This window comes from Microbacterium oryzae (assembly GCF_030406385.1).
Lineage (GTDB): Bacteria > Actinomycetota > Actinomycetes > Actinomycetales > Microbacteriaceae > Microbacterium > Microbacterium oryzae_A.
Genome location: NZ_JAUEPM010000011.1, coordinates 18,766 through 43,664 on the forward strand (window position 1 = coordinate 18,766; position 24,899 = coordinate 43,664).

The following is a 24,899-nucleotide window of genomic DNA, read 5'->3' on the forward strand; positions in this document are numbered from 1 at the left end:
GCCCCCGCCGTCAGCCGGCGCTGTTGCCGGAGCCGTTCGTGCCGGTCTCGGCGCCATCTTCGGTCTGCGCGCCCTCGCCGGCGTTCGCGGACCCGCCGTTGCCACCGGCGTTGCCCGACCCGTTCGCCCCGTTCTGCGCCGCGGGCGTCTCGGTGGGCGTCGGCGCGGGCTCCTGCGTCGGCTCCGCCTCGACCGTGACGGTGGGGCTCGAGGCGGACACGGTGCTGTCGGGCATGCCGCTGCACGACACCGTGGAGGTCGCGCTCACGCTCTCACCGGGGCCGGCGGTCGCGACGATCACCGCGCTCGTCTCGTCGACGAGGAACGGGTCGCGAGTCGGAGCACCGGAGTCCTGGAAGTTCGCACCGGCCAGCTCGACGGTGTAGGTCGCGTCGCCGAAGCCCTCAGGGCAGGAGTAGCGCTCCCAGCGGACGACGAACGAGCTGCCAGCGGGCACGCTGCTCGGAGCGGCGCCGTTGTACTCGAACGAGAGCGCCCCGGCCTCCGGCATGCTCGGCGCCGTGTAGACGGTGAGCGTGATCGTCGACCCCTCCGCGATGTTGCCGCGCGGCGAGACCTCGGCGACGGTGTCCACCTGCTCCGTGCTCGTCGCCTGCGAGCCGTCCTGGCGTTCGGCGGCGAGGCCGGCGGCGCTGAGCGCGTTCACGGCGTCGTCGTATGACATGCCGACGAGATTCAGTCCGTCCACGTTCACGAGGGCGGGGCCGGTCTCCACGGGCGTCGGCGTCGTCGACGGCTCGCTGGGCGCGCTCGCCGACGGCGACGGGCTCTCCACTGCGCTCGGGTCGTCGTCCTGGTTGAGGAAGAACGCGGCGACCGTGCCGCCGAGTACGAGGACGAGGAGCGTGATCAGCGCGATGAGCGGCCACGTCCAGGGGCTGCGCTTCTTCCTCCGCGGCTCCTCGGCGACGGCCGCGGGCGGCGCGTCGAACGGGATGGGCCGGGTCGAGTTCATGAGGCGCGTGGTGGCGTCGTCGCCGACGCCGAGGAGCTGCGTCAGGTCGTCATCGGCCCCAGCGGCCCCGGTGGCGATCGCGGGCACCGCAGCGGCGGCCGAGGCGATGTCGCCCCGCCGCAGGGCGTTCGCCGCGCGGGCGACGGCGGCCGACGAGGCCGGGCGCTCCTCGGGCTTCTTGGCGATCATCGCCATGACGAGGTTCTGGACCGGCTGCGGCACGTCGGAGGGCAGCGGCGGGGGCTGCTCGTTGATCTGCGCCATCGCGATCGCGACCTGCGACTCGCCCGTGAAGGGGCGCTTGCCGGCGAGGCACTCGTACGCGACGATGCCGAGCGAGTACGTATCGGTCGCGGGGCTGGCTGGATGGCCGGAGGCCTGCTCAGGGGACAGGTACTGAACCGTGCCCATCACCTGACCGGTGGCCGTCAGCGGCACCTGGTCGGCGATGCGGGCGATGCCGAAGTCGGTGATCTTCACGCGCCCGTCGGGCGTGATGAGGAGGTTTCCCGGCTTGATGTCGCGGTGCACGAGACCCGCCGCGTGCGCGGCCTGCAGGGCCGCCGCGGTCTGCGCGGTGATGTCGAGCGTGCGCTCGGGCGGCAGCGAGCCCTCGCGCTCGAGGATCGTCGACAGCGCCTCGCCGGGCACGAGCTCCATCACGAGGAAGGCCGATCCGTTCTCCTCGCCGTAGTCGAACACGCTCGCGATGCCCTCGTGGTTGACGAGCGCGGCGTGCCGCGCCTCGGCGCGGAAGCGCTCGAGGAACCCGGGGTCGCCCATGTACTCGTCTTTGAGGATCTTGATCGCGACCGATCGTCCGATGACGTGGTCGGTCGCCTCCCAGACCTCGCCCATGCCGCCGATGGCGATGCGCGAGTTGAGCTCATAGCGGCCGCCGAAAGAAACACCCCGTGTAGGCCTCATCGTCCCAGCACCGCCTCCATGATCTCCTTCGCGACGGGAGCCGCGATCGTGTTACCGCTCCCGGACTGGCCCTGGCCACCGCCATCCTCGACCACGACGGCGACCGCGACCTGCGGGTTGTCCGCCGGAGCGAATCCGGTGAACCAGAGGTCGTACGGACCGTCGTTCGGGGTCTCGGCCGTGCCGGTCTTGCCGGCCACGTCGACCCCGTCAATTCTTGCATTGGTCGCGGCGCCATCTTGGACGCTCGCCTCCATTGCCTCGGTCAGCGCGTCGGCGAGATCCGCGTCGAGTGCGCGCCCGAACTGCGTCGGCTCGAAGGTGTCCTGCACGGACAGGTCGCTGCCGATGACGTCGTCGACCATCCACGGGTTCATGACGACCCCGTCGTTGGCGATTCCGGCCGAGACCATCGCGATCTGCAGCGGCGTCGCCTGCACCTGACCCTGCCCGAAACCGGTCAGCGCGGTCTGGGCCTCGTCGTCGAGGTCGGGGTAGGAGGACGGGGTCGACACGAGCGGCGTCTCGAAGCTCTCGTTGAACCCGTACGCCTCGGCGGCCTTGCGGATCTCGTCGTCGCCGAGCTCCACGGCGAGCTCCGCCATCGGGACGTTGCACGAGAGGCGGATGGCCGTGCTCAGCGTGACCTCCTCGCCATCGCCGCAGGTGCCGCCGGTCGAGTTCCGCACCACGCTCGAGGAGTTGGGAAGCGTGTAGGACGACGGGTTCGGCATGGTCGAGTCCATCGTGTAGTCGCCCGACGCGATCGCCGCGGACACCGTCACGAGCTTGAACGTCGACCCCGGGGGGTAGAGGTCGCCGGCGATCGCGCGGTTCTGCAGCGGCTGAGCGGGATCCGCCTGCAGCTGGTCGTACGCCGCGTTGGCCGCATCGGAGTCATGCACCGCGAGCTGGTTCGTGTCGTAGCCCGGGGTGGACACCATCGCGAGGATGCGGCCGGTGTCGGGCTCGATGGCCACCGCGGCTCCGGTGAACCCGCGGTTCGTCAGCGCGTCGTAGGCCGTTCGCTGCACGGCGGGATCGATGCTCAGCTCGATGCTCGAGCCGCGCGGGTCCTGACCGGAGATGACCTGGTCGAGGCGCTGGAAGAACGCCGACGCCGCCTGCCCCGACAGCTCCTGGTTCATCTCGCGCTCGAGCTGCGTGACGGACTGCAGCGCCGGGTTCATGTAGCCGGTCACCGCCGACCACAGCTGCGGGTCGGCGTACTGCCGCTGCCACGCGTAGATGTCGTCGGACGCGCTCGACGTCGCGATCTCCTCGCCGCCCGCGATGATCGAGCCGCGCTGCACCTCGAAGCTGTCGTAGAGGGTGCGGCGGTTGTCGGGGTGCGCGTTGAGCGAGGGCGCCGAGACGACCTGGATCCAGCTCGTCGCGACGAACAGCGAGAGGAACATGAACAGCACGACGATGCTGAGCCTGCGGAGCTCCTTGGTCATCCGATCACCGCCCTGGGCTGCTGGCGCACCGCATCGCTGATGCGCAGAATGAGCGCCACGATGAGCCAGTTCGCCAGCAGCGACGACCCTCCCGAGGCGAGGAACGGCGTCGTGAGCCCGGTGAGGGGGATCACCCGGGTCACACCGCCGACCATGATGAACACCTGCAGCGCGAGCGTGAACGACAGCGCGGTCGCGAGCAGCTTGCCGAAGTCGTCCTGGCCGAGCACGCCGATCCGGAGGCCCCGCGCGGTGAAGACGAGGTAGAGGCAGAGCACGGCGAACAGTCCCACGAGCCCGATCTCCTCGCCGAGGCTGGGGAAGATGTAGTCGCTCTGCGAGACCGGCGTGAGGTACGGCCGGCCCTGGCCGAGCCCGGTGCCGAAGAGGCCGCCGTGAGCGAGGCCGAAGATGCCGTTGACGAGCTGAAAGCTGCCGCCGTCGGCCTGGATGACGCTCTGGTCGAAGGCGTGGAGCCAGTTCTCGAATCGGCCGCGCACGTACGACAGGACGAAGGAGGCGCCGATCGCGCCGCCGACGGCCAGGATCACGCCGATGAGCATCCACCCGGTCTTGCCGGTGGCGACGTACAGCGTGGCCACGAACATCCCGAAGATGAGCAGGCCGGTGCCGAGATCGCGCTGGAAGACGATGATCGCCATCGAGATGAGCCAGACGACGATGAGCGGGCCGAACTCCCGGGCGCGCGGGAACGTGAACCCGAGGATCTTCCGGCCCGTCAACGCGAGGCTCTCGCGCGTGCGGACGAGGTAGCCGGCGAAGAAGATCGCGAGGCAGATCTTCGCGAGCTCGCCGGGCTGGAAGTTGAATCCGAAGACGTTGATCCAGACATCCGCGTTGCCGCCGCCGTGCAGGAACGGCACGAACGGCAGCATCAGCAGGACGATGCCGGTGAGGCCGAAGATGTAGGTGTAGCGGAACAGCACGCGGTAGTTGCCGAGCAGCCACACCAGCAGGATCGCGAGCACGATCGAGACGCCCGCGTACGCGATCTGGTTCTGGTACGCCGTCGCGTAGAGGCCATCCGTGTCGTTCTGGATGTCGATGCGGTAGATCATCGCGATGCCGAGCCCCGTGAGCAGGGTTGCGATGGGCAGGATGAACGGATCGGCCTGGGGGGCGCGGATGCGCATCACGACGTGCAGCACGAGGGTCAGCGCGCCGACCACGCCCATGCCGATGAGGACCCCGGGGTGCAGCTCGCCGAGGGCGCCGAACTGCACGAGCACGACGGCCCCGGCCGACACGGCGAGGGCGAACAGCAGCAGGAGCAGCTCGCGATTGCGGAGCGGCTGCGGTCTCCGCACGCGGCGGAGGGCCTTGTGGATCTGGGTGTCGGCGGCGGTCATTCCTCGCCCTCCGGCGTCTGCGTGGGTGTCGGCGTCGAGAGGTCCTCGCTCGCGCTCGCGCTCTCGTCCTCGTCGAGCGTCTCGTCGATCTCGCCCGGGGCGAGACGGTACGAGCGCAGGCGCTCGACGATCGCCTCGGCGTCGGCGAGCGAGCGCGCGGTGATCGTGCGCTCGACCTGCGCGCGGTATGCCTGCGGCAGGTCGGCGAGGACGACGTCGGTGTCCTCGCGGACCTCGGAAAGCGCGACGGGCCCGAGCGACTGCTGGATGCCCTGGTAGATGACGACGGAGTCGTCGTCGGCGCCGACGAAGTAGCGCGTCTGCGTCCAGCTGAAGAACGCCGCCAGTCCCGCCGCGATCGCCGCCACGAGGACGAGGAGCGCGACGATCGCGCCGAGGCGCCGACGGCCGCGGCGTCGGCGGTCCTCTGCGATGAGCTCCTGGAGGTACTCCGGCTCGGGTTCGAAGTGAGTGGGCTCATTGGCCGCAGCGCGGTTCGGATGGAACCAGCTCGTCGGCAGGACGGGCCGGCTGAGCGGAGCGTCGGCGACGATGCCCTGCGGGTTGGATGCCGAGCCCACGATCGTCGCGGTCCCGGTGTAGAGCGGATGCTGCCCGCCGACGTCGACGATGACGATCGTGACGTTGTCGGGGGCGCCGCCGTCCAGGGCGTACTTCAGCAGGATGTCCGCGGTGCGGCCCGGGGCGAACCCCTGCCGCAGCGCCTTCGTGATGTGCGTCTCGTCGACCACGCCCGAGAGGCCATCCGAGCAGATCAGCCAGCGATCGCCCTCGTGAGTCGGCATGACGAACGTGTCGACCTCGGGGTGGGCGTCCATGTCGCCGAGCACGCGCATGAGCACTGAGCGGCGCGGGTGGTAGCGCGCCTCTTCGGGGGTGATGCGGCCGGAGTCCACCAGGCGCTGCACGAAGGTGTGGTCGGCGGTGATCTGCGTGAGCTCGTCGTCGCGGTAGAGGTAGATGCGCGAGTCGCCGATGTGGGCGATGACGGCGTAGTCGTCGACCATGATGATCGAGCTGACCGTGGTTCCGAGGCCGGCGAGCTCGGGGCGGCGCGCGGCGATCTGAATGAGGTCGCCCGCGGTCGAGGAGATCGTGTGCTTGAGCGCGTCTTCGGCCTCGGCCGGCGAGGCGTAGACCTCGTCGAGCGGTTCGAGCTTCTGTATGGCGACGGCAGAGGCGACGTCGCCGCCCGCGTGTCCGCCCATGCCATCGGCGACGACGAACAGGTTGGACCCGGCATAGCCGGAGTCCTGGTTGTTCGATCGCACCTTCCCCGTGTGGGAGATGGCGGCGCTGGAGCCGGTGAAGACCATCGGGCGGCGGCTACTTCCGCAGCTCGAACGTCGTGGCGCCGACCTTCACCGGCACCCCGAAGGGCACCGGGACCGGGGCGTCCGGCGAGACGCGATGGCCGTCGAGGAAGGTGCCGTTGGTGGACTGCAGGTCCTGCAGCAGCCACTGCTCGCCGCGCAGGAGGAGGCGGGCATGGTGGCTGGAGGTGTAGTCGTCGCGGATGACGAGGCCCGACTCGCTCGAGCGGCCGATCGTCAGCGCATCGCGGCCGAGGGGGAGCTCGAGACCGGCCTTGGGTCCCGACGTGATGACGATGCGGGTGCCCGCGCCGCCGGAGGACGGTGCGCTCTGAGCGGGCGCCGGCGCCGCGGCGGCCGGAGCGGGTGCCGCGGGCGCGGGAGTCGCCGCCGCGCCGCCGCCTGGCATCTTGCGCACGCGCACGCCGAAGATGTCCGCACGCAGCGAGAACACGACGGCGAAGACGAACAGCCACAGCACGAGGAGGAAGCCGTACTGCAGCAGGAGCTGGGTGAGCGGGTTCATCGATCCCCTCCGCGGAAGTCGTACAGCTCGGTGGCTGCGTCATGTCGCGACACGCGCTGCGGCGGCGCCGCGAGCGGCACGAGGCGGAAGACGATGTCGGTGCGACCGATCGTGATGACCTGCCCGTTCGAGAGGGCGGCCTGCCCGACGGGGACGCCGTCGAGCTTGGATCCGTTCGTGGAACCGAGGTCGCGCACCATGGCGCGCTCGCCGTCCCACAGCACCTCGACGTGCTTGCGACTCGTGCCGGGGTCGGCGATGGTGATGTCGGCGTCGCTGCCGCGCCCGATCACCGTGCGCGCTCGCGAGAGCGGATGGCGGCGGCCGGCGATCTCGACGACGGCACGCCACTCGACACGTCCCTCGGCCGTGACGGAGTCCACCGCGATCGTGCCGGTGGCCACCTGGTCGTCGGGTCGGAGGGAGATGGAGACGGGGCCGGGGAAGCTGTAGCCCTGCTTGGCGGCGTGCGCGCGCACCGCCTCGTCGAGCTCGCTCGTGAGCGCCGGGCCGAGCGCTGCCATCCGCTCGCCGTCGGCGGGGCTGACCCGGACGGTGAAGCTGTTGGGCACCAGCACGCGGTCGCGCGTGACGACCGCGGCCTTCTTGTCGAGCTCGCTGCGCAGGGCGGAGGCGATCTCGACGGGCTGGAGCCCGCTGCGGAAGGTCTTCGCGAACGCGCTGTTCACGGCGCGCTCGAGTCCCTTCTCGAAGCTGTCAAGTAGTCCCACTGGGCTCCTCATGCAGGGCGGCTGGTCAGGGTCATCGTAGCCAGAACGTCTGGAAACGCGGACGCGCTGCTCGAGAAGACGTCCGCAGACGGACGGTCGTCATCCTGGGGATGTACGGCATCGGCGGGGCGACGCGCCCGTGATCCCGCTTTCGCGAGGCCCGGTCGGTCGTGTTATTCTCGGGAAGTTGGGTTCGGAAGTCTCGGACTCTGCGCGAGTGGCGGAATAGGCAGACGCGCTGGCTTCAGGTGCCAGTGCCCGAAAGGGCGTGGGGGTTCAACTCCCCCCTCGCGCACAGCGGATGTCGCGAGAAAGCCCCCGGTCGATGTGACCGGGGGCTTTCTCGTACTTGGGTCAGACGCCGCGGCGCCCGTCGGCGTCGCCGAGGGAAGCGCGCCGAGTGCGCAGGGGCCGCGCGTTCCGTGCACGGTGCCCTCTTGTGGCCGTACCCGATTCGCGTCAGCATGGCGGCGTGAATGCTCCGACTAAGCGTTCGTCATCCCCGATCGTCGGTCTCCTCGCGGTCGGTCTCGGAGTCGTCGTGGTGACAGGTTCCCCTCCGGCGGTCGCTGCACCCGGTGATCCGATCGGTCCGATCAATCCCGTCACTCAGCCCCTGCGGGGCGCGGCCGCCAACGGCGACTTCCTCGTCTTCGTCGAGGGCGACGTCTCACTTCACGCGGACGAGTTCGAGGGAACACTGGCCGCAGGCGGCGACCTCGCCTTCACGACCTCCTACAACATCTTCGGCGGGCGGGAGACGGTGACCGCGCCCGGCGACGCCGAGCACATCGCGCTCTATGTGGGTGGCGGCATCTCCTGGCCCAGCAGCTCACCGGTCCTTCGCGTGCTGGAGGGCGGCTATGTGAAGATCGCCGAGACGACGACCTACCAGGCGCGCGATGTCGACAGCAACGGAGCGGCGGGCAGCCTTCACGTGGTGCGTCCGGGCACCCCCTACGAGTCCGCTCCGCGGCTGGAGACGGTCATCCGGCAGCCAGCCGAATCCGTGTCCATGCCCGTGCCTGCGACTCTGCTCGACGTTCCGAGTGCGTTCGCGCTCTACCGCGAGACCTCGACGATGTTGGGCTCATGTGCGCCGACGGTGACACTGCTGTCTCGGGATTCGGGGCAGCCGATTCCGCGCCCCGTCCCCTCGGATGCGAACGTCCGCGCGCCTCTGGCGCCAGGGGCGACGAACGTGCTGTCGCTGACCGCGCAGGAGCTGGCGGATCTCTCCGAACTCGCCATCAGTCCGCCGCCCACGCGCGACACTCCGCTGCTGATCAATGTCATCGGATCGTTCGCGGGCGACATCCCTAACACCCCCGGAGTGAGCGCACTCTCTGCCCCCTACATCCTGTGGAATTTCGTCAACGCCACCACCGTGACCGTCACCGGTGGCGACAGCCTGGAAGGTGCCGTCTACGCTCCACGAGCGCACCTCGACTGGCAGATCACGCAGAACATCGAGGGCAACGTCATCGCAGCCTCTTTCGCCCACGGGCGCGACGCCGGGCGAGGGCCGAGAGAGGTTCACGATTTCCCGTTCGACACGACTCTGTCGTGCACCGAGGGAAGCGCCACGCCGCCGTCGCCGACGCCGGAGCCGACGGGGACGCCGACTCCGGAGCCGACGGGAGACCCGACGCCGACGCCGACTTCGGAACCGACACCCGAGCCGACGCCGGGGCCGACGGGGACGCCGACGCCGGCGCCGACGGGGATGCCGACTCCGGAGCCGACGCCGGAACCCACGGGGACGCCGACGCCGACGCCGACTTCGGAGCCGACGCCGACGCCGACTTCGGAGCCGACGCCGGAGCCGACGCCGACTTCGGAGCCGACGCCGACGCCGACTTCGGAGCCGACGCCGGAGCCGACGCCGGAACCGACGGGGACGCCGACTCCGGAGCCCACGGGGGACCCGACGCCGACGCCGACTTCGGAACCGACACCCGAGCCGACGCCGCAGCCGACGGGAACGCCGACCCCGGAGCCCACGGGGGACCCCACGCCGACGCCGACTTCGCAACCGACGTCGACACCGGAGCCGACCGGGACGCCTCTTCCGCCGAGCGGAGCCCCGACACCGTCCGCGGAGCCCTCGGCGAGTACCCCTCCGTCAGGCGAAGGGGGCCCGCACCACGGTGATGACGGATCGGGCCCCGACGGCGGTCTCACGCCAACCGGTGGTCAGATGCCGGCGCTGTTGCCCGGCTGGATCTCCGGGGGCGCGCTCATCGCCCTAGGAGGAGCTCTGCTGATCCGCGGTGCGGTCGGTCGTCGACGCGCACGGCGGTCGTCCTAGCGGCTCGAGCGTGTGTCCTCCCCGAGGTGCACGAGAAAGCCCCCGGTCGATGTGACCGGGGGCTTTCTCGTACCTGGGTCAGACGCCGCGGCGCCCGTCGGCGTCGCCATCGAGCTCGACCTCCTCCTTGCGGACGTCGGCCTCGACCCGCTCGGTGTCGCTGACCGTCTCGGTGTCGAGGCGGACGCGCTCGACGGGCACGGTCTCCTTGTCGACGACCGGACGCTCCTCGGTCAGGACGACCTCATGCTCGGCCTCGCTGATGTCGGGACCGTCGAGGGCGTCGCCTGCGTTGCCGTCCGTGATGGGCTCGCGTTCGAGACGGACCTCCTCGCGCTCCACGGGGACGGTGACCGTCTCGTGGTCGGTGACGACGTACTTGCGCAACCGGGCGCGGCCCGTCTCGACCCGCTCGGTGCCGACGTTCAGCCGCTCCTCCGAGCGGGTCATCGCGTCGTCGCCGCCGACGCCGCGCCCGGTGTCGCGGTCGCGATCCACGTCGTCGACGAAGGTCCCGCCGGTGGTGCCCGTGCCGACACCGGTGGTGCCCGTGCCGACACCGGTGCCGTTCCCAGCGAAGTCGTCGCCCGTTCCGCCCGTTCCGCCCGATCGGCTCGAGTCGCGGTAGTAGGCGTAGAGCTCGTCCTCCTCCGCCTCGGAGAGCTCGCCGTCGCTCTCGATGCGCGGAGCGTCCTTCACGAAGTCCTTCGAGAAGGGGACCCGCAGGTCGCCCCCGGTCTCCTCGGCCTGCTCGAGGGGGACGAACGACTCGGACGTGCCGAAGAGACCCGTCTTGACGGTGGCCCAGCTGGGGCGACCCGAGTCGGAGTCGACGTAGATCTGGCCGACGGAGCCGATCTTGTGCCCGTCGCTGTCGACGACGTTCGCACCGCTGAGGCTGTTGAGGTTCTGCTCGTTGATCATCTCGATCGTTCTCGCTTTCTTCTCCGGAGAGGGCGTCGGCGGGTTCGCCGACGTGCCCCGCGCCGATCCCCATGAGAATCAGTCACGCCGTGAACGCTAGGTCGCCCCATCCGCTCAACTCCTCGGGTTGTCAGAGGCCGAGCGACGGCCTATCCTCGCCGACCCCGGCGGCCGTCCCGAGGGCTTGCATACCGGCGCTCATGGGTCAACCCGTGCCCAGGACGGGTCCGGGTCGCGTTACATCGAGGGGAGACGAGAAAGGCACGGACATGACGCCATCGCAGACCGCCCAGAACCCGGACGACGCCAACACGTCAGCGCCCGAGCATCCGGATCAGCCGGACTCCCCGACCCAGATCGACAAGAGGTCGTGGGCGTTCGTCGCGCGGAAGTCGTTCCGCGAGTTCCTGGCGGACCAATGCCAGGACATCGCCGCGAGCCTGACCTACTACGGCGTCCTGGCGCTGTTCCCCGGCCTCCTCGCCGTCTTCTCCCTTCTCGGCGTCGTCGGGCAGGGGCAGCAGGCAGCGGACGCCGTGCTGGGGATCATCGGCTCCATCGCGCCGGGCGACACCGTCGACATGCTCGAGGGGCCGGTCACCGACATCGCCAATTCGCCGGCAGCCGGATTCGCCCTCATCAGCGGTCTCGTGCTCGCCATCTGGTCCGCCTCGGGCTACGTCGGCGCGTTCACCCGCGGGATGAACCGCATCTACGGCGTGGACGAGGGCCGCACCTTCCTGAAGCTCAAGCCGCTGCAGCTGCTCGTGACGCTCATCACCGTCGTGATGATCGCGCTCGCCGCCGTGCTGCTGGTGATCTCGGGCCCGATCGCGCAGGCGATCGGCGATGCCATCGGGCTGGGCGACGTCGCGGTGACCGTGTGGAACATCGCGCGCTGGCCGGTCCTCGCCGCCATCGTCGTGCTCCTCATCGCGATGCTGTACTACGCGACGCCGAACGTGAAGCAGCCGAAGTTCCGCTGGATCAGCATGGGTGCCGTCCTCGCGATCGTCATCCTCCTGATCGCCTCGCTCGGCTTCGCCTTCTACGTCGCGAACTTCTCCAACTACAACCGCACCTACGGCTCGTTCGCTGGTGTGATCGTGTTCCTGCTGTGGCTGTGGATCGCCAACATCGCGCTGCTCATCGGCGCGGAGTTCGATGCGGAGATGGAGCGCGGCCGCGAGCTCGAAGCGGGTCTGCCCGCGGAGGAGCGCATCCAGCTTCCCCTGCGCGACGACAAGCGCATCGAGAAGGCCGCCGAAGCACATCGCAAGGACGTCGCGAAGGCCCGCGAGATCCGACGCGACAACGACTGACGCTCGCACCGTCGGGAAGAGGCGGCCGCCCGACAGGGTGGCCGCCTCTTCGTGCGCTCAGCCCTCCTGCTGCGAGCCGCGCTCGCCGCGCTCGAGGATCCCGCGCAGCAGCGCCAGCACCTCGTCGGGAAGGCCCTGCTCGCCGACGGTGATATCCACGCGCTGCGAGATCTCGATCCGCCAGGTGTAGCCGTCGGGCACGGGGCGCGCCTCGGGAGCGACGGTCTCGGCGAGGGAGACGAGTCGGTCGCGCTCGGGCTGGGGCAGCGCCGATTCCGGCACCTCGGCGACGTGCACCCGCCCGAGGAGGCCGCCGGAGCGCTCCACTCGCACGGTGTCGGCAACGGCGGGCGCGGGAGAGGTGGCCTCCGGGGCGGACGGCGCGACGCCCACCTCCGTCCACGCCGCTGCCACCTCCGTCTGCTGCGGCGAGCCGTCACCGAAGCGCTCGCCGGCGGCGCGGATGGTCGCGGCGGCGAAGGCCGCGAAGTCAGCGTCCGAGGCGACCATCCTGCCCTCGAGGACGTCGTACCAGACGCGACCCGCGCCATCCCACGAATGGCCCCCGATCGCTGTGGCGGCCAGGTGGAAGGCGCGATTGGGGATGCCGGAGTTGATGTGGACGCCGCCGTTGTCGCTCGTCGTCTCCACGTAGTCCGCCATGGACGCCGGCTGCGGGTCGGCGCCCAGCACGTCGTCGTCGTAGGCCGTTCCGGGAGCGGCGAGCGAGCGCAGGGCGACGCCCTGCACCTGATCGGTGAAGATGCCGGCGCCGATGAGCCAGTCCGCTTCGGCGGCCGTCTGCCCCAGCAGCCGCTGCTTCACCAGGCTGCCGATCACGTCGGCGACCGACTCGTTGAGCGCGCCGGACTGGCCCTGGTACACGAGGTCGACGGTCGCCTGCACGAGTCCGTGCGCGAGTTCGTGCCCGACGATGTCGACGGCCGAGGTGAACGAACGGAAGACCTGGCCGTCGCCATCGCCGAAGACCATGCGCTCGCCATCCCAGAAGGCGTTGTCGTACCGGTCGCCGTAGTGGACCGTCGCGAGCAGGGGGCGCCCGGCGCCATCCAGCGAGTCGCGGCCGTACTCCTCCTGCAGGAGCGTCCATGTCGCCCCCAGCGCGTCGTAGGCCTCATCGGCTGCGACGTCGCCGGTGGCGGGATCGCCCTCGCGCCGCACGGTGGTGCCGGGGAGGGCGGTCGTGTTCGCGGCGTCGGAGATCGTCCGCTGCGGATGGGGCGCGACGAGCGTGGCGCGCACGGTCGGCACGGCGACCGTGCGCTTCACGCGCAGCGTCTCGTCGACGGTGAGCGTGCGCGCGGCGCAGGCCGACACGCGCTCATCCGCGTGGGTGGTGAGGCGTTCCAGCAGGTACGGCGGCACGATCCCGTTCATGCAGCGACGGTATCCCCGGTCTCCGACATCCGCCACGGGTGCCGGTCGGGTGCCGCTAGCGTGGAGCCCCGGGAGGACCGATGGCGGATCAGCGGCGCGGGCCGAGCATCTACGACGTGGCGCAGCGCGCGCAGGTCTCTCATCAGACGGTGTCGCGGGTGCTCAACGACTACGCGGGGATCCGGCCGGCGACCCGCGAGCGCGTGCTCGAGGCCATCCGCGAGCTGGGGTATCGCCGCAGCGTCGCTGCCCGCACGCTGGCGACGAGCCGCAGCCGGTCCATCGGCGTGCTGACCCCCGCGACCGCGGGATTCGGCCCGGTGAGCACCCTGCTCGCGGTGGAGCACGCCGTGCGGGCTGCCGGCTACCGGCCCCTCGTCACGAGCGTGGTCCCCGAGCCCGACGCCGTGCGCGCGGGGGTGGAGTTCCTCCTCGACCACGCGGTCGAGGCGCTCGTCGCGATCACGCCGTACCGCGTCATGGTCGCCGAGCTCGAGGGGCTCGAGCTCCCCTTCCTCACGCTGCAGGGCGGGGGAGAGGGGCTCGACGCCGTGAGCGTCGACCAGTCCGCCGCGATCGACGCGCTCGTCGACCACCTCCGCGCCCTCGGGCACACGGCCATCCAGCACATCGCAGGGCCCGCGGGCTACATCGAGGCCGACCTGCGGCGCGACGCGTTCGAGCGCTCGGCGCGCGAGCGCGGGCTGCCGCTGCTTCCCGTGCTCGCGGGCGACTGGACGGCCGACGCCGGATACGCGCTCGCCGCATCGCTCGACCCGCGCGCGACGGCGGTCGTCGCCGGCAACGACCAGATGGCGCTCGGCGTCGTGCACGGGCTGGCCGATCGCGGCGTGCGCGTGCCGGAGGACGTGAGCGTCACGGGGTTCGACGACATCCCGGAGGCCGCGCACGCGCTGCCGCCGCTGACGACCGCGCACCAGGACTTCGCCGAGATCGGGCGCCGAGCGGTGGCTCGCCTCGTCGCACGGCTCGACGGCGCGTCGGCCCCGCCGCTGGAGGCCGTGGCTCCGCGCCTCGTCGTGCGACGCTCGACCGCCGTCCCGCGCGCAGAGGGGTGACGCGGCCGGGATGGCCGGGCGGGACATCTCGCAGGAGATTCGACGCCGCTCCGGGTCGGGATGCCCGTCATCCCGGCGCTCGCCGAGGTCGCAGCCCGCGAAGATCCTGCGACGTGTCCCGCCAGCGCTGCGCGGCGGCGATTGCGGCTCGGGGAAAGGGCCGGTAATCTTGCCGGGGCGCTGATGTGAGCGCTCACATGGTCGAGGAGGACGGATGTCGGAAGCAATCGCGCGGGCATCGCTGGGGATCGAGCTGGGCTCCACCCGCATCAAGGCGTGCCTGGTGGCACCGGATGGCACGACGCTCGCCACCGGCGGGTTCACGTGGGAGAACCAGCTCGTGGACGGGCTGTGGACCTACTCGCTCGACGACGTGCGCGCGGGCCTCCAGGCTGCGTACGCAGAGCTCGCCGACGCCGTCGAGCGCGAGCACGGCGCGAAGCCGACCTCCTTCGCCGCGATCGGCGTCTCGGCCATGATGCACGGCTACCTCGCGTTCGACGAGGGTGGCGAGCTGCTCGTGCCGTTCCGCACCTGGCGCAACACGAACACCGGCCAGGCCGCGGCCGAGCTCAGCGAGGCGTTCGGTTTCGCCATCCCGCTGCGGTGGTCCGTCGCGCACCTGCATCAGGCGATCATCGACGGCGAGGACCATGTCTCCCGTGTGCACGCCATCACGACTCTCGCCGGCTACGTCCACGGGTTGCTGACCGGGCGCCGCGTGCTGGGCGTCGGCGACGCCTCGGGAATGTTCCCCATCGACACCGTCACGGGCACCTACGACGCGGCGATGCTCGCGACCTTCGACGAGCGCGCGGCCGCCCACGGCGCCGCCGGTCTTCGCATCGCGGACCTGCTGCCCGAGGTCCGCAGCGCGGGGGAGGACGCCGGCGAGCTCACGGCTGCGGGGGCTGCGCTCCTCGACCCGACCGGCGCGCTGCAGCCGGGCGCTCCGCTCTGCCCGCCCGAGGGGGATGCCGGAACGGGCATGGTGGCGACCGGAGCGGTCGCCCCGCGCACCGGCAACGTCAGCGCCGGCACCAGCATCTTCGCCATGGTCGTGCTCGAGGAGGGGCCGCGCACCCCGCACGAGGAGATCGACATCGTGACGACGCCGGCCGGTGACGCCGTCGCGATGGTGCACTGCAACAACGGCGCGAGCGAGCTGAACGCCTGGGCCGATGTCTTCGGCGAGTTCGCCGCCGCGCTCGGGCACCCCGTCGCCCCCGACGCGGTGTTCGAGGCGCTGCTCGGCTCCGCGCTCACGGCCGAGGCCGACAGCGGCATGCTCGTCTACAACTTCCTCTCCGGAGAGCCGATCGCCGGTCTCGACGAGGGGCGCCCGCTCTTCGTGCGCACGCCCGGGTCCCGTCTCTCCCTCGCGTCGTTCGCCCGGGCTCAGCTCCAGGGAGCGTTCGCCGCGCTCAGCCTCGGCATGCGCACGCTGACCGACGAGGGCGTCGCGATCGAGGCGATGCGCGCGCACGGCGGCATGTTCCGCACGCGCGGCGTCGCGCAGCGGATCCTCGCGGCCGCCCTCGGCGCCCCGGTCTCCGTCTCCGAGACGGCGGGCGAGGGCGGGGCCTGGGGGATCGCGGTGCTCGGCCAGTACCGGCGCGCGGTGCTCGACGGTTCGGCGGATGGCCGGGACCTGTCGTCCTGGCTGGACGAGGAGCTCTTCGCCGACGCGGCCGCCGAGGCCGTCGTCCCGGAGGCGGCGGACGTCGCCGCCTTCGACACCTACCTGCAGCGCTGGCGCCGCGGCCTCGCGGTGGAAGCCGCGGCGGTGGCCGCCGTGCCCAACGCCGACACCCGAGAGTGAGGAACGTCATGTCCGACTTCAGCCCAGAGGTCCAGGCCTCGATCGACCGCGTGCGCGCCGATGTCGCGAAGCTCCACGGCGAGCTCACCCGCTACGGGCTCGTCGTGTGGACCGGCGGCAACGTGTCCGGCCGCGTGCCGGGCGCCGACCTCTTCGTCATCAAGCCGTCCGGCGTCAGCTACGACGACCTCGCGCCGGAGAACATGATCCTCTGCGACCTCGACGGCGACGTCATCGAAGGCACACCCGGGTCGGAGCGGAGCCCCTCGAGCGACACCGAGGCGCACGCCTACGTGTACCGCAACATGCCCGAGGTCGGCGGCGTCGTGCACACGCACTCCACCTACGCCGTGGCGTGGGCCGCGCGGGCTGAGCCGATCCCCTGCGTGATCACCGGCATGGCCGACGAGTTCGGCGGCGAGATCCCGGTCGGCCCGTTCGCCGTCATCGGCGACGACTCGATCGGCCGGGGGATCGTCGAAACGCTCCGCGGTCACCGCTCGCGCGCGGTCCTCATGAAGAACCACGGCCCCTTCACGATCGGCAAGGACGCGAAGGACGCCGTCAAGGCGGCCGTCATGGTCGAGGACGCCGCGCGCAGCGTGCACATCGCCCGGCAGCTCGGCGAGCCCGTGGCGATCCCGCAGGAGAAGATCGACCACCTCTACAACCGCTACCAGAACGTGTACGGACAGACGCCCCAGGGAGGCATGAACCGATGAGCCGCAGCATCATCCCGGATCTCGCACAGCAGGAGGTCTGGTTCCTCACCGGAAGCCAGCACCTCTACGGCGAGGAGACGCTCCGCCAGGTGGCCGAGCAGTCGCAGCAGGTCGCGCAGGGGCTCGTCGACTCGCCGGATGTCCCGGTGCGGGTCGTCTGGAAGCCGGTCCTCACCGGGTCGGATGAGATCCGACGCCTGATCCTCGAGGCGAACGCCGATGACAGCGTGGTCGGCCTCATCGCGTGGATGCACACCTTCAGCCCCGCCAAGATGTGGATCGCGGGCCTGAACGCGCTGCAGAAGCCGCTCCTGCACCTGCACACGCAGGTGAACGTCGAGCTCCCGTATGCCGAGATCGACATGGACTTCATGAACCTGAACCAGGCCGCGCACGGCGACCGCGAGTTCGGCTACATCGAGACGCGCCTCGGCGTGCCGCGCACCACGGTCGTCGGCCACGTCAGTGACCCGCAGGTCACCGCACGCGTGGGGGTGTGGGCGCGCGCCGCCGCCGGTCGCGCGGCCGCGCAGGGGCTGAAGCTCGCGCGCTTCGGCGACAACATGCGCTTCGTCGCCGTGACCGAGGGCGACAAGACCGAGGCGGAGATCCGGCTCGGCGTGCAGGTGAACACGTGGGGCGTGAACGACCTCGTCGAGGCCGTGGACGCCGCGAGCGAGGCCGACGTCGACGCGCTCATCGAGGAGTACCTCGATCTCTACGATGTCGCGGAGGAGCTGCGCCCGGGCGGCGAGCGCGCGGAGTCGCTGCGTTACGGCGCGAAGGTGGAGATCGGCCTGCGCTCCTTCCTCGAGGCGGGCGGCTTCAGCGCCTTCACGACCTCCTTCGAGGACCTCGGCGGTCTGCGGCAGCTCCCCGGCCTCGCCGTGCAGCGGCTCATGGCCGACGGCTACGGCTTCGGCGCCGAGGGCGACTGGAAGACGGCGGTGCTCGTGCGTCTCGCGTCGGTCATGGGTGCTGGCCTCCCGGGCGGCGCGAGCCTGATGGAGGACTACACGTACCACCTCGAGGCGGGCAACGAGCTCATCCTCGGCGCGCACATGCTCGAGGTGAGCCCATCGCTCACCACCGCCAAGCCCCGCCTCGAGGTGCACCCGCTGGGCATCGGCGACCGCGAGGACCCGGTGCGCCTGGTCTTCACCGCCGACGCCGGACCCGCCGTCGTCGTCGCGATGAGCGACATGCGCGACCGCTTCCGCCTCGTGGCGAACGTCGTCGAGAACGTCGACCTTCCCGCGCCCATGCCGAAGCTGCCCGTCGGGCATGCCCTGTGGCGTCCGGCACCGGACTTCCACACGTCGGCGGCGGCGTGGCTCGCGGCGGGAGCCGCGCACCACACCGTGATGTCGACGCAGATCGGTGTCGACGTGTTCCGCGACTTCGCGAAGATGTCGGGCATCGAGCTCGTCACCATCGACGACGACACGACGCTGCACGGCTTCGAGCGCGAGCTCCGCTGGAACGCGGTGTACTACCGGGTGGCCCAGGGGCTCTGAGCGGTCCAGATCCCCGTCGCGCCGTCCGCTGGCGCGGCGGGGACCGGCTCATCCATGCTCCTGAATGACTTTTTTCGCCGATTTCGCGAATGTGTCCCCCAAATGGGGGACACATGCCGTAGTCTGTTCTCAGACGCACCTCTCGGTCGTCCAGCCCTCATCGCCATCCCCCCTGGCCGATGGGGGCTGATCTCATTTCTGGCGATCTGCCGACCATCTCGTCATTCGAGGACTTCGCCCTATCCTTTTGCTCCGCACTCCCGTACGGTGGGCCTAAGCCGGTGCGAAATCTGCGCCGGTACCTCTAAATAGAACGGCAGTACATGAGCACGCAGGGCACCGTCAAGTGGTTCAACTCGGAGAAGGGCTTCGGCTTCATCGCTCCTGACGAGGGCGGCTCCGACGTCTTCGCGCACTACACCGCGATCACCGCGAGCGGCTACCGCTCGCTCGAAGAGAACCAGCGGGTCGAGTTCGAGATCGCCCAGGGCCCCAAGGGCCTGCAGGCGGAGAACATCCGACCGCTGTAAACCTCAGCCTTCGGGGGCCCGTGCGATCGATTCGCCGGGCCCTTCTCCGTGCCCGGGCCGTTCCCTCACGAGGGATGCCGCCCGGGCATCGTCATGTCCGGGCGCGGTCCCGGTCGTAGTCGGCGAGCGCCTTCGCGTCCTCCGCGTGACGGATGGCCCGGCGCGCGTCGTCGAGAGCCTCCACGGGGTCTGCCGTCTGCCGGGCCTGGGCGAGCTGCGTCCGTGCGGCGTCGAGGCGCACCCGCGCCTCGAGGGATGATTCCCGCCCCACCGTCGCCTCCGCGCGAGCGAGGGCGCTCCGCGCGGCAGCCAGCGTCCCGGGCAGGGCGCTGCGCGCTCCCAGCAGGCGCTGCTGCGCGGTGCGCGCGTCGGCGAGCGCCCTGTCGAGCCGGTCGCGCAGGCGTGCGATGGCCTCGTTCGTCGCGACGGGGCGACGATCCGCCTGCACGCGCAGACCGTCGAGCTCGTCCGCCGCGCGCGCGATCTCGTCACCCAGGCGCTCCGCGTCGACCGGCTCGAGGGCGGCTCGCATCGCCGTCGCCGAGCGGATGGCCGCGGCCGCGGCTTCGAGCTCGTCGGGCACCGCCTGCGCGGCCTGAAGGACGATCCGGTGACGCTCCTCGAGGGCGCGACTGCGCTGCTCGGCCGTCCGGAGGCGCCGTTCCGCCTCGGCGAGGTCGTCGAGCGGGGACTGCGTCGGGTCCTCCGCGCAGCGAGCGGCCGCGTCGAGCCGGCGTGCGGCGTCGTCCAGCGCGGCTCGGGCGGCGGTCGCGGCATCCGCCGCGTCCGTCCACTCCTCGGGGTCTGCGCGCCCCGCCAGCTCGCGCAGGAGGACCGCCGGATCGCCCATCCGGCCCTCGACCTCGATCAGGCGCACGCGGGCGGCGTCGATCTGCGCGCCGGCGGTCACGTTCGCCTCGATCCACGCGTCGTGTGCGGTCCGCGCCGCCGCGAGCGACCGCAGGGCCGACTCCAGGCGCGCGCTGAGGGCGCGCGTCCGCCGCCGAATCCGTGCGGGGAGCTCGGTCGACTTCCGCAGGTCGCGGTACTCGGCGAACGCGTCGTCTCGCGTGTGCTGGGCGGTCATGCGCGCGCGCCGCAGCGTCGGGGGCGGGTCGCCGCCGTACAGAGCCCCGGAGAGCGAGAGCTCCAGCTCGAGCTCGTCGAGGTCGTCGTCGAGCCGCACCAGAGTCGCGCCGACCGCGTCGAGCGCTGCGTCGGCCTTCGCCCGCGCTCGACGCCCGCGGCGCGCTCGCTTGACGAGCCAGACCGTGAGCACGACGGCGAGGGCGGCGCCCGCGAACACGATGGCGGCGGGCACCAGCCAGACGAGCACGTCCTCGGGCTCGATGTCGATGTCCAGCATGGCGCGAGGACTACGCCGCGTCGCGCTGCTCGGAGATCAGCACGGCGCGCAGCTGGTCGATGTCGTCGACGACCGCGATCGCGCCTTCCTCTTCGCCCGGCGTGCCGAAGCCCCACCGCACGAAGACGACCGGCACGCCGTGCTCGGTCGCGCCGTCGACGTCGTGGTGCCGGTCGCCGACGAGCACCGGACGCGAGGTGTCGACGCCGGCTTCCTCCAGCCGCTTCAGGGCCCTGGCGAGGACCGTCGACTTCGTGTCGAGGACGTCGGCATCCGACGACGCCCCGTTGATCGAGGTGAAGCAGCCGTCGAGGCCGTAGTGCTCGAGGATGGCCCGCACCTGGTTCTCGGGCTTGGTGCTGGCGGTCGACTGCGGCACCCCGGCCGCGTTCACGGCGTGGATGAGGTCGGCGACACCCGGATAGAGGGCGACGGACTCCGCATAGCCCTCGCGGGCGGCGAGCTCGCGGTAGCGCGCCACGGCGTCGACGGCCTCGTCGGCGCTCAGCATGCCGCGCACCTGGAAGGACTCGAGCATCGGCGGGCCGATCCACGCCGACAGCTCCTCAGGCGGGGGCGGAGTGCGACCGAGGTCGGTGAGCACCTGCGTGATGCGCGGCAGGATGCCGGCCGAGGCGTCGGCGACCGTGCCGTCGACGTCCCAGAGGATGCAGGACCAGGGGGAGTTCTCGGACGACGCCATGATGCCACCCTATCGACGGGCCGGATGGGCGGCCTGCCGCGATCCCTGCGCGCCGCTGGCGGTGGACCATCCGCTCGTGCTTGTCTCCCGATATGCATGACGACTCCGCTCTGCTCGTCCGCCGCATCGCCCGCGCCTATCGCGACCGCGTCGTCCCGGCCATCCGCGCCGAGCGGCAGCCGCTGCCGGTCACGGCCTGGGAGGTCCCGGGCGAGCCGGTGCCATTCGAGGAGGCGCGCGGTCAGTCCTACCGGTCGCTCGCACGCGGGGAGCGGTGGGGCCGCGCGTGGGGCACGACATGGCTGCGTGTGCGCGGCGAGGTTCCGGAGGACTGGCGTCGCCGGGTCGCGGCCGGCACGCACGCGGTCGAGCTCGTCGTCGACCTGGGTTTCCGAGGCGGCCAGCCCGGCTTCCAGGCCGAGGCCCTGGCGTGGACGGGCGACGGCCGCGTCGTGAAGGGGATCGAGCCGCTGAACGACTGGGTCCCGATCGATGGCGCCGCGTTCGACGTGTTCCTGGAAGCGGCGTCGAATCCCGACATCGCGCAGGAGTGGACGTTCCGCGAGACGCCGCTCGGCCATCCGCAGACCTCGGGGGAGGAGCCGCTGTATTCCTTCGGCGGCATCGACCTCGTCCTGCGCGATCTCGAGGTCGCCTCGCTCGAGCGCGACTGGGCGGTGCTGGAGGGCCTCCTCGCCGTGCTGCCGGAGCGGTCGCCGCGGCGTGCGGGGCTGCTGCGCACGCTCGAGGTCGCCGTGGACGTCCTCGACCCGGACGACGTCCCCGAGTCGGCTGCCGCGGTCCGCGAGGTGCTCGCACCCGCGCTCGCCGCGTCGGCGGCCGGATCGGCGCATCGGGTCGCCGCCGTCGGCCACGCGCACATCGACTCCGCGTGGCTATGGCCCACGCGCGAGACGATCCGCAAGTGCGCGCGGACGTTCTCCAACGTCCTCGACCTGATGGACCGCCATCCGGAGCTCGTCTTCGCCGCCTCGTCCGCGCAGCAGTACGCGTGGATGCAGGAGCACCATCCCGCCCTGTTCGCGCGCATCCGCGAGCGGGTCGCGGAGGGGCGCTGGGTGCCCGTGGGCGGGATGTGGGTGGAGTCCGACACGAACCTGCCGGGCGGCGAGGCGCTGGTGCGGCAGCTCGTCGCCGGCAAGGGGTACTTCCTGCGGGAGCTCGGCGTCGAGACGACCGAGGTGTGGCTGCCGGACTCGTTCGGCTACTCCGGGGCGCTGCCGCAGATCGTGCGCGCGTCGGGGTCGGACAGCTTCCTCACGCAGAAGATCTCGTGGAACGAGACGAACGCGATGCCGCACCACACGTTCCTCTGGGAGGGGATCGACGGCAGTCGCGTGTTCACGCACTTCCCGCCCGTCGACACGTACAGCTCCGACCTGGGCGCGATCGACCTCGACCGAGTTGAGCGCCAGAACGCCGAGCGGGGGGTCAGCGACCTCTCGCTCGTGCCGTTCGGCTTCGGCGACGGGGGTGGCGGGCCGACCCGCGAGATGCTCGAGACCGCGCGCCGGAAGCGCGACCTCGAGGGGTCGCCGCGCGTGGAGATCATGCGGCCCGACGCGTTCTTCGCCGCGGCGAAGGCCGCGCTGCCCGATCCCGCGACGTGGTCGGGCGAGCTCTACCTCGAGTTCCACCGCGGCACGTACACGTCGCAGGCCCGCACGAAGGCGGGCAATCGGCGCAGCGAGCATCTCCTCCGCGAGGCGGAGCTGTGGGCCGCGACCGCGGCCATCCGGCATGGCGCGCCCTACCCCGCCGACGCCCTGCAGGACGCGTGGCACACGGTGCTGTTGCAGCAGTTCCACGACATCCTGCCCGGCTCGTCGATCGCGTGGGTGCATCGCCAGGCGGAGGAGCGCTACGCGCAGGTCGCCGCCGCCCTCGAGTCGATCATCGACGAGGCGCTCGCCGTGCTCGGCGGCGACGGCCACGAGGAGGTCGTCTGGAACCCGGCTCCGGTGCGGCTCGACGGTGCGCCGGCCCTCGGCGCGGCGGTCGCGCGAGCGGATGGCCGGGGTTCCCTCCGACGGGATGGCCGCCGCTTCGTGTTCGAGAGCGACGCGGTGCGGGTCGTCGTGGACGCCGCGGGTGAGATCGTCTCGTTCGTCGACCTGCGGGCCGAGCGCGAGGTCATCCCGCCGCAGGGACGCGCGAACGTGCTCGAGCTCTTCCGCGACACCCCGAACCAGTGGGACGCGTGGGACATCGACCGGCACTACGCCCGCACGCCGCTGCCGGCCGCGCGGGTCGTGGGCGTGCGCGCGGAGGGCGACGCGCTCGTCGTGGAGCGCGAGATCGGCGCGTCGACCGTGCACCAGCGGCTGCGTCTGGCGCCGCACGGCCGGGCCCTCGACATCGAGACGACCGTCGACTGGCGGGAGCGGCAGAAGCTGCTGAAGCTCGGCTTCGACCTCGACGTGCTGGCGGAGACGGCGGCGTCGGAGATCCAGTTCGGTCACGTCCGGCGGCCGGTGGCGGCGAACACCTCGTGGGACGCCGCGCGCTTCGAGACCGTGGCGCACCGGTGGGTCCACGTGGACGAGCCGGGCTTCGGCGCGACCGTCGCCAACGACCGCGTGTACGGCCACGACGTGACGCGGCGGCCGCGACCGAGCGGCGGCGCGTTCACACGGGTGCGGGAATCGCTGCTGCGCGCGCCGGTGTACCCCGATCCCGAGGCCGACCGCGGTGTGCACGTCTTCCGGCACGCGCTCTCGACCGGCGGCGTCCTCGACGCGGTCGCCGAGGGGTATCGGCTCAACGTGCCGCCCCGTGTGCGCCGAGGTCGTCCGGCCGACCCGCTCGTGCGCGTGGACGGTGCGCCGTCGGTGCTCGTGGAGGCGGTGAAGCTCGCTGAGGACGGGTCGGGCGACGTCGTCGTGCGGCTGTACGAGGCCCGTGGGAGCCGGGCGACGGCTCGCCTCGTCCCGGGGTTCGACCTCGCGGGTGGGGTGCGGACCGACCTGCTCGAGCGACCGCTCCCAGATCAGCCCGCGGATCCGCTCGCGCTCGCCCTGCGCCCGTTCGAGCTCGTGACCCTGCGCTTGCGTCCCGCCGCGTGACCCCGATCCCCCCATCTCGCGGGTTCGGCGGCGCCGGCACCGGGACTCAGAAGAGGCGGGGGACGCCCGACTCGATGCCCTTCATCTCCTCGTAGTCGAGGGTGAGGCAGCGGATGCCTCGGTCCTCCGCCAGCACGCGCGCCTGCGGCTTGATCTCCTGCGCGGCGAAGACGCCCTGCACGGGCGCGAGGTGCGGGTCGCGGCCCAGCAGCTCGAGATAGCGGGTGAGCTGCTCGACGCCGTCGATGTCGCCGCGGCGCTTGACCTCGACCGCGATGGCCACACCCTCCGCGTCGCGGACGAGCAGGTCGACCGGGCCGATGGCCGTGGGGTACTCGCGGCGCACGAGCGTGGCGCCGGCGGAGACGAGGTCGACCTGCTCGGCGAGGAGCCGCTGCAGATCGGCCTCCACGCCGTCCTTGATGAGGCCGGGGTCGACGCCGAGGTCATGACGCGTGTCGCTCAGGACCTCGTGGATCCGCACCGTGAGCGCGTCGCCTGTCTTCTGATGCGTGACCTTCCAGATCTCGACGACCCCGGCTGCGGCGAGCTCCTCGTCGGGCGCGACGACGTCGAGGCGACAGGGCGGGCTCATCCAGTTCAGCGGCTTGTACGACCCGCCGTCGGAGTGGACGAGCAGGCTCCCGTCGCCCTTGTGCATGAGCACGCGGGTGGCGAGGGGCAGATGCGCATTGAGTCGACCGGCGTAGTCGACGGAGCAGCGGGCGATGACGAGACGCACCGCACGAGCCTAGCCGCCCCCGCTCGCCGCACGATCGTCAGCGACGTATGACG

19 protein-coding genes, 1 tRNA gene and 1 pseudogene are annotated in these 24,899 nt (G+C 71.4%); 10 read left to right on the plus strand and 11 right to left on the minus strand.

Annotated elements, in window-relative coordinates; translation table 11 throughout:
* Positions 1 to 10: 10 nt before the first annotated feature.
* The 6 genes from QWJ90_RS13575 to QWJ90_RS13600 are packed head-to-tail and all read right to left on the minus strand — an operon-like array spanning position 11 to position 7,324.
* On the minus strand, positions 11 to 1,903 hold the full coding sequence (locus tag QWJ90_RS13575) for a protein kinase domain-containing protein (RefSeq protein ID WP_290108386.1): 1,893 nt from the start codon (positions 1,901 to 1,903) through the stop codon (positions 11 to 13).
* Positions 1,900 to 3,363 (minus strand): peptidoglycan D,D-transpeptidase FtsI family protein, encoded by a 1,464-nt coding sequence (locus tag QWJ90_RS13580; protein WP_290108387.1) that lies wholly within the window; start codon positions 3,361 to 3,363, stop codon positions 1,900 to 1,902. The genes QWJ90_RS13575 and QWJ90_RS13580 overlap by 4 nt, the downstream gene beginning before the upstream one ends.
* A complete protein-coding gene (locus QWJ90_RS13585) occupies positions 3,360 to 4,733 on the minus strand; it encodes an FtsW/RodA/SpoVE family cell cycle protein (protein WP_290108388.1) in 1,374 nt (457 codons plus the stop codon). Before QWJ90_RS13585 ends, QWJ90_RS13580 begins: the two co-directional genes overlap by 4 nt.
* Positions 4,730 to 6,070, minus strand: coding sequence for a PP2C family protein-serine/threonine phosphatase (locus QWJ90_RS13590; RefSeq protein ID WP_290108389.1), 1,341 nt, complete (start codon positions 6,068 to 6,070; stop codon positions 4,730 to 4,732). Before QWJ90_RS13590 ends, QWJ90_RS13585 begins: the two co-directional genes overlap by 4 nt.
* Positions 6,071 to 6,080: 10 nt before the next feature.
* A complete protein-coding gene (locus tag QWJ90_RS13595) occupies positions 6,081 to 6,593 on the minus strand; it encodes an FHA domain-containing protein FhaB/FipA (RefSeq protein WP_290108390.1) in 513 nt (170 codons plus the stop codon).
* Complete coding sequence (locus QWJ90_RS13600) at positions 6,590 to 7,324, minus strand: FhaA domain-containing protein (RefSeq protein ID WP_290108429.1); 735 nt, start codon at positions 7,322 to 7,324, stop codon at positions 6,590 to 6,592. The genes QWJ90_RS13595 and QWJ90_RS13600 overlap by 4 nt, the downstream gene beginning before the upstream one ends.
* A 211-nt stretch (positions 7,325 to 7,535) precedes the next feature.
* On the opposite strand from QWJ90_RS13600, the gene QWJ90_RS13605 reads away from it, so the two are divergent.
* From QWJ90_RS13605 to QWJ90_RS13610, 3 genes and pseudogenes are all read left to right on the plus strand, one after another.
* A tRNA-Leu gene (locus tag QWJ90_RS13605) sits at positions 7,536 to 7,619 on the plus strand.
* Positions 7,620 to 7,868: 249 nt separating this feature from the next.
* Positions 7,869 to 8,867 (plus strand): annotated as a pseudogene (locus tag QWJ90_RS14900) (collagen-binding domain-containing protein); the annotation flags it as partial.
* A gap of 23 nt (positions 8,868 to 8,890) precedes the next feature.
* Positions 8,891 to 9,478, plus strand: a complete 588-nt coding sequence (locus QWJ90_RS13610) for a hypothetical protein (protein ID WP_290108391.1) — start codon at positions 8,891 to 8,893, stop codon at positions 9,476 to 9,478.
* A 235-nt stretch (positions 9,479 to 9,713) separates the two neighbouring features.
* Here QWJ90_RS13610 and QWJ90_RS13615 read toward each other — a convergent pair whose 3' ends face one another.
* Entirely contained in the window at positions 9,714 to 10,559 is an 846-nt protein-coding gene (locus QWJ90_RS13615) for a PRC and DUF2382 domain-containing protein (RefSeq protein WP_290108392.1), read from the minus strand.
* Between the two features lie 269 nt (positions 10,560 to 10,828).
* Here QWJ90_RS13615 and QWJ90_RS13620 point away from each other — a divergent pair, with 269 nt between their 5' ends.
* On the plus strand, positions 10,829 to 11,881 hold the full coding sequence (locus QWJ90_RS13620) for a YihY/virulence factor BrkB family protein (RefSeq protein ID WP_290108393.1): 1,053 nt from the start codon (positions 10,829 to 10,831) through the stop codon (positions 11,879 to 11,881).
* Between the two features lie 57 nt (positions 11,882 to 11,938).
* On the opposite strand, the gene QWJ90_RS13625 is transcribed toward QWJ90_RS13620, so the two are convergent.
* Positions 11,939 to 13,279: a M4 family metallopeptidase gene (locus tag QWJ90_RS13625; protein WP_290108394.1), complete on the minus strand. Its 1,341-nt coding sequence runs from the start codon at positions 13,277 to 13,279 to the stop codon at positions 11,939 to 11,941.
* A gap of 80 nt (positions 13,280 to 13,359) precedes the next feature.
* Between QWJ90_RS13625 and QWJ90_RS13630 the strand changes: the two genes are divergently transcribed.
* The 5 genes from QWJ90_RS13630 to QWJ90_RS13650 all read left to right on the plus strand — a co-directional run bounded on the left by QWJ90_RS13630 (position 13,360) and on the right by QWJ90_RS13650 (position 18,949).
* Positions 13,360 to 14,358 (plus strand): LacI family DNA-binding transcriptional regulator, encoded by a 999-nt coding sequence (locus QWJ90_RS13630; protein ID WP_290108396.1) that lies wholly within the window; start codon positions 13,360 to 13,362, stop codon positions 14,356 to 14,358.
* Positions 14,359 to 14,572: 214 nt separating this feature from the next.
* Positions 14,573 to 16,180, plus strand: coding sequence for a xylulokinase (locus QWJ90_RS13635; protein WP_290108398.1), 1,608 nt, complete (start codon positions 14,573 to 14,575; stop codon positions 16,178 to 16,180).
* Between the two features lie 8 nt (positions 16,181 to 16,188).
* Positions 16,189 to 16,902, plus strand: coding sequence for an L-ribulose-5-phosphate 4-epimerase (locus QWJ90_RS13640; protein WP_290108399.1), 714 nt, complete (start codon positions 16,189 to 16,191; stop codon positions 16,900 to 16,902).
* Positions 16,899 to 18,419 (plus strand): L-arabinose isomerase, encoded by a 1,521-nt coding sequence (gene araA, locus QWJ90_RS13645; protein WP_290108400.1) that lies wholly within the window; start codon positions 16,899 to 16,901, stop codon positions 18,417 to 18,419. The genes QWJ90_RS13640 and araA overlap by 4 nt, the downstream gene beginning before the upstream one ends.
* 323 nt (positions 18,420 to 18,742) lie before the next feature.
* The gene (locus QWJ90_RS13650) at positions 18,743 to 18,949 is read left to right on the plus strand and encodes a cold-shock protein (RefSeq protein ID WP_156242614.1); all 207 of its coding nucleotides are present in this window, start codon (positions 18,743 to 18,745) and stop codon (positions 18,947 to 18,949) included.
* Positions 18,950 to 19,040: 91 nt separating this feature from the next.
* On the opposite strand, the gene QWJ90_RS13655 is transcribed toward QWJ90_RS13650, so the two are convergent.
* Both QWJ90_RS13655 and QWJ90_RS13660 read right to left on the minus strand, forming a co-directional pair.
* Entirely contained in the window at positions 19,041 to 20,315 is a 1,275-nt protein-coding gene (locus QWJ90_RS13655; protein WP_290108401.1) for a hypothetical protein, read from the minus strand.
* A gap of 10 nt (positions 20,316 to 20,325) precedes the next feature.
* The gene (locus QWJ90_RS13660) at positions 20,326 to 21,018 is read right to left on the minus strand and encodes an HAD hydrolase-like protein (protein WP_290108402.1); all 693 of its coding nucleotides are present in this window, start codon (positions 21,016 to 21,018) and stop codon (positions 20,326 to 20,328) included.
* Positions 21,019 to 21,110: 92 nt separating this feature from the next.
* Here QWJ90_RS13660 and QWJ90_RS13665 point away from each other — a divergent pair, with 92 nt between their 5' ends.
* The gene (locus QWJ90_RS13665) at positions 21,111 to 24,104 is read left to right on the plus strand and encodes an alpha-mannosidase (protein ID WP_290108403.1); all 2,994 of its coding nucleotides are present in this window, start codon (positions 21,111 to 21,113) and stop codon (positions 24,102 to 24,104) included.
* 46 nt (positions 24,105 to 24,150) lie between these two features.
* Here the strand turns inward: QWJ90_RS13665 and nucS are convergent, their stop codons facing one another.
* Positions 24,151 to 24,846, minus strand: coding sequence for an endonuclease NucS (gene nucS, locus QWJ90_RS13670; protein ID WP_290108404.1), 696 nt, complete (start codon positions 24,844 to 24,846; stop codon positions 24,151 to 24,153).
* Positions 24,847 to 24,899 lie beyond the last annotated feature (53 nt).

Bases quoted from the DNA above. Each gene is read 5' to 3' on its own strand.
- QWJ90_RS13580 (WP_290108387.1), bottom strand. From the start codon at position 3,363: ATGACCAAGGAGCTCCGCAGGCTCAGCATCGTCGTGCTGTTCATGTTC.
- QWJ90_RS13665 (WP_290108403.1), top strand. From the start codon at position 21,111: ATGCATGACGACTCCGCTCTGCTCGTCCGCCGCATCGCCCGCGCCTAT.
- araA (WP_290108400.1), top strand. From the start codon at position 16,899: ATGAGCCGCAGCATCATCCCGGATCTCGCACAGCAGGAGGTCTGGTTC.
- QWJ90_RS13585 (WP_290108388.1), bottom strand. From the start codon at position 4,733: ATGACCGCCGCCGACACCCAGATCCACAAGGCCCTCCGCCGCGTGCGG.
- QWJ90_RS13620 (WP_290108393.1), top strand. From the start codon at position 10,829: ATGACGCCATCGCAGACCGCCCAGAACCCGGACGACGCCAACACGTCA.
- QWJ90_RS13590 (WP_290108389.1), bottom strand. From the start codon at position 6,070: ATGGTCTTCACCGGCTCCAGCGCCGCCATCTCCCACACGGGGAAGGTG.
- QWJ90_RS13655 (WP_290108401.1), bottom strand. From the start codon at position 20,315: ATGCTGGACATCGACATCGAGCCCGAGGACGTGCTCGTCTGGCTGGTG.
- QWJ90_RS13615 (WP_290108392.1), bottom strand. From the start codon at position 10,559: ATGATCAACGAGCAGAACCTCAACAGCCTCAGCGGTGCGAACGTCGTC.
- QWJ90_RS13660 (WP_290108402.1), bottom strand. From the start codon at position 21,018: ATGGCGTCGTCCGAGAACTCCCCCTGGTCCTGCATCCTCTGGGACGTC.
- QWJ90_RS13650 (WP_156242614.1), top strand. From the start codon at position 18,743: ATGAGCACGCAGGGCACCGTCAAGTGGTTCAACTCGGAGAAGGGCTTC.
- QWJ90_RS13630 (WP_290108396.1), top strand. From the start codon at position 13,360: ATGGCGGATCAGCGGCGCGGGCCGAGCATCTACGACGTGGCGCAGCGC.
- QWJ90_RS13640 (WP_290108399.1), top strand. From the start codon at position 16,189: ATGTCCGACTTCAGCCCAGAGGTCCAGGCCTCGATCGACCGCGTGCGC.
- QWJ90_RS13575 (WP_290108386.1), bottom strand. From the start codon at position 1,903: ATGAGGCCTACACGGGGTGTTTCTTTCGGCGGCCGCTATGAGCTCAAC.
- QWJ90_RS13625 (WP_290108394.1), bottom strand. From the start codon at position 13,279: ATGAACGGGATCGTGCCGCCGTACCTGCTGGAACGCCTCACCACCCAC.
- QWJ90_RS13635 (WP_290108398.1), top strand. From the start codon at position 14,573: ATGTCGGAAGCAATCGCGCGGGCATCGCTGGGGATCGAGCTGGGCTCC.
- QWJ90_RS13595 (WP_290108390.1), bottom strand. From the start codon at position 6,593: ATGAACCCGCTCACCCAGCTCCTGCTGCAGTACGGCTTCCTCCTCGTG.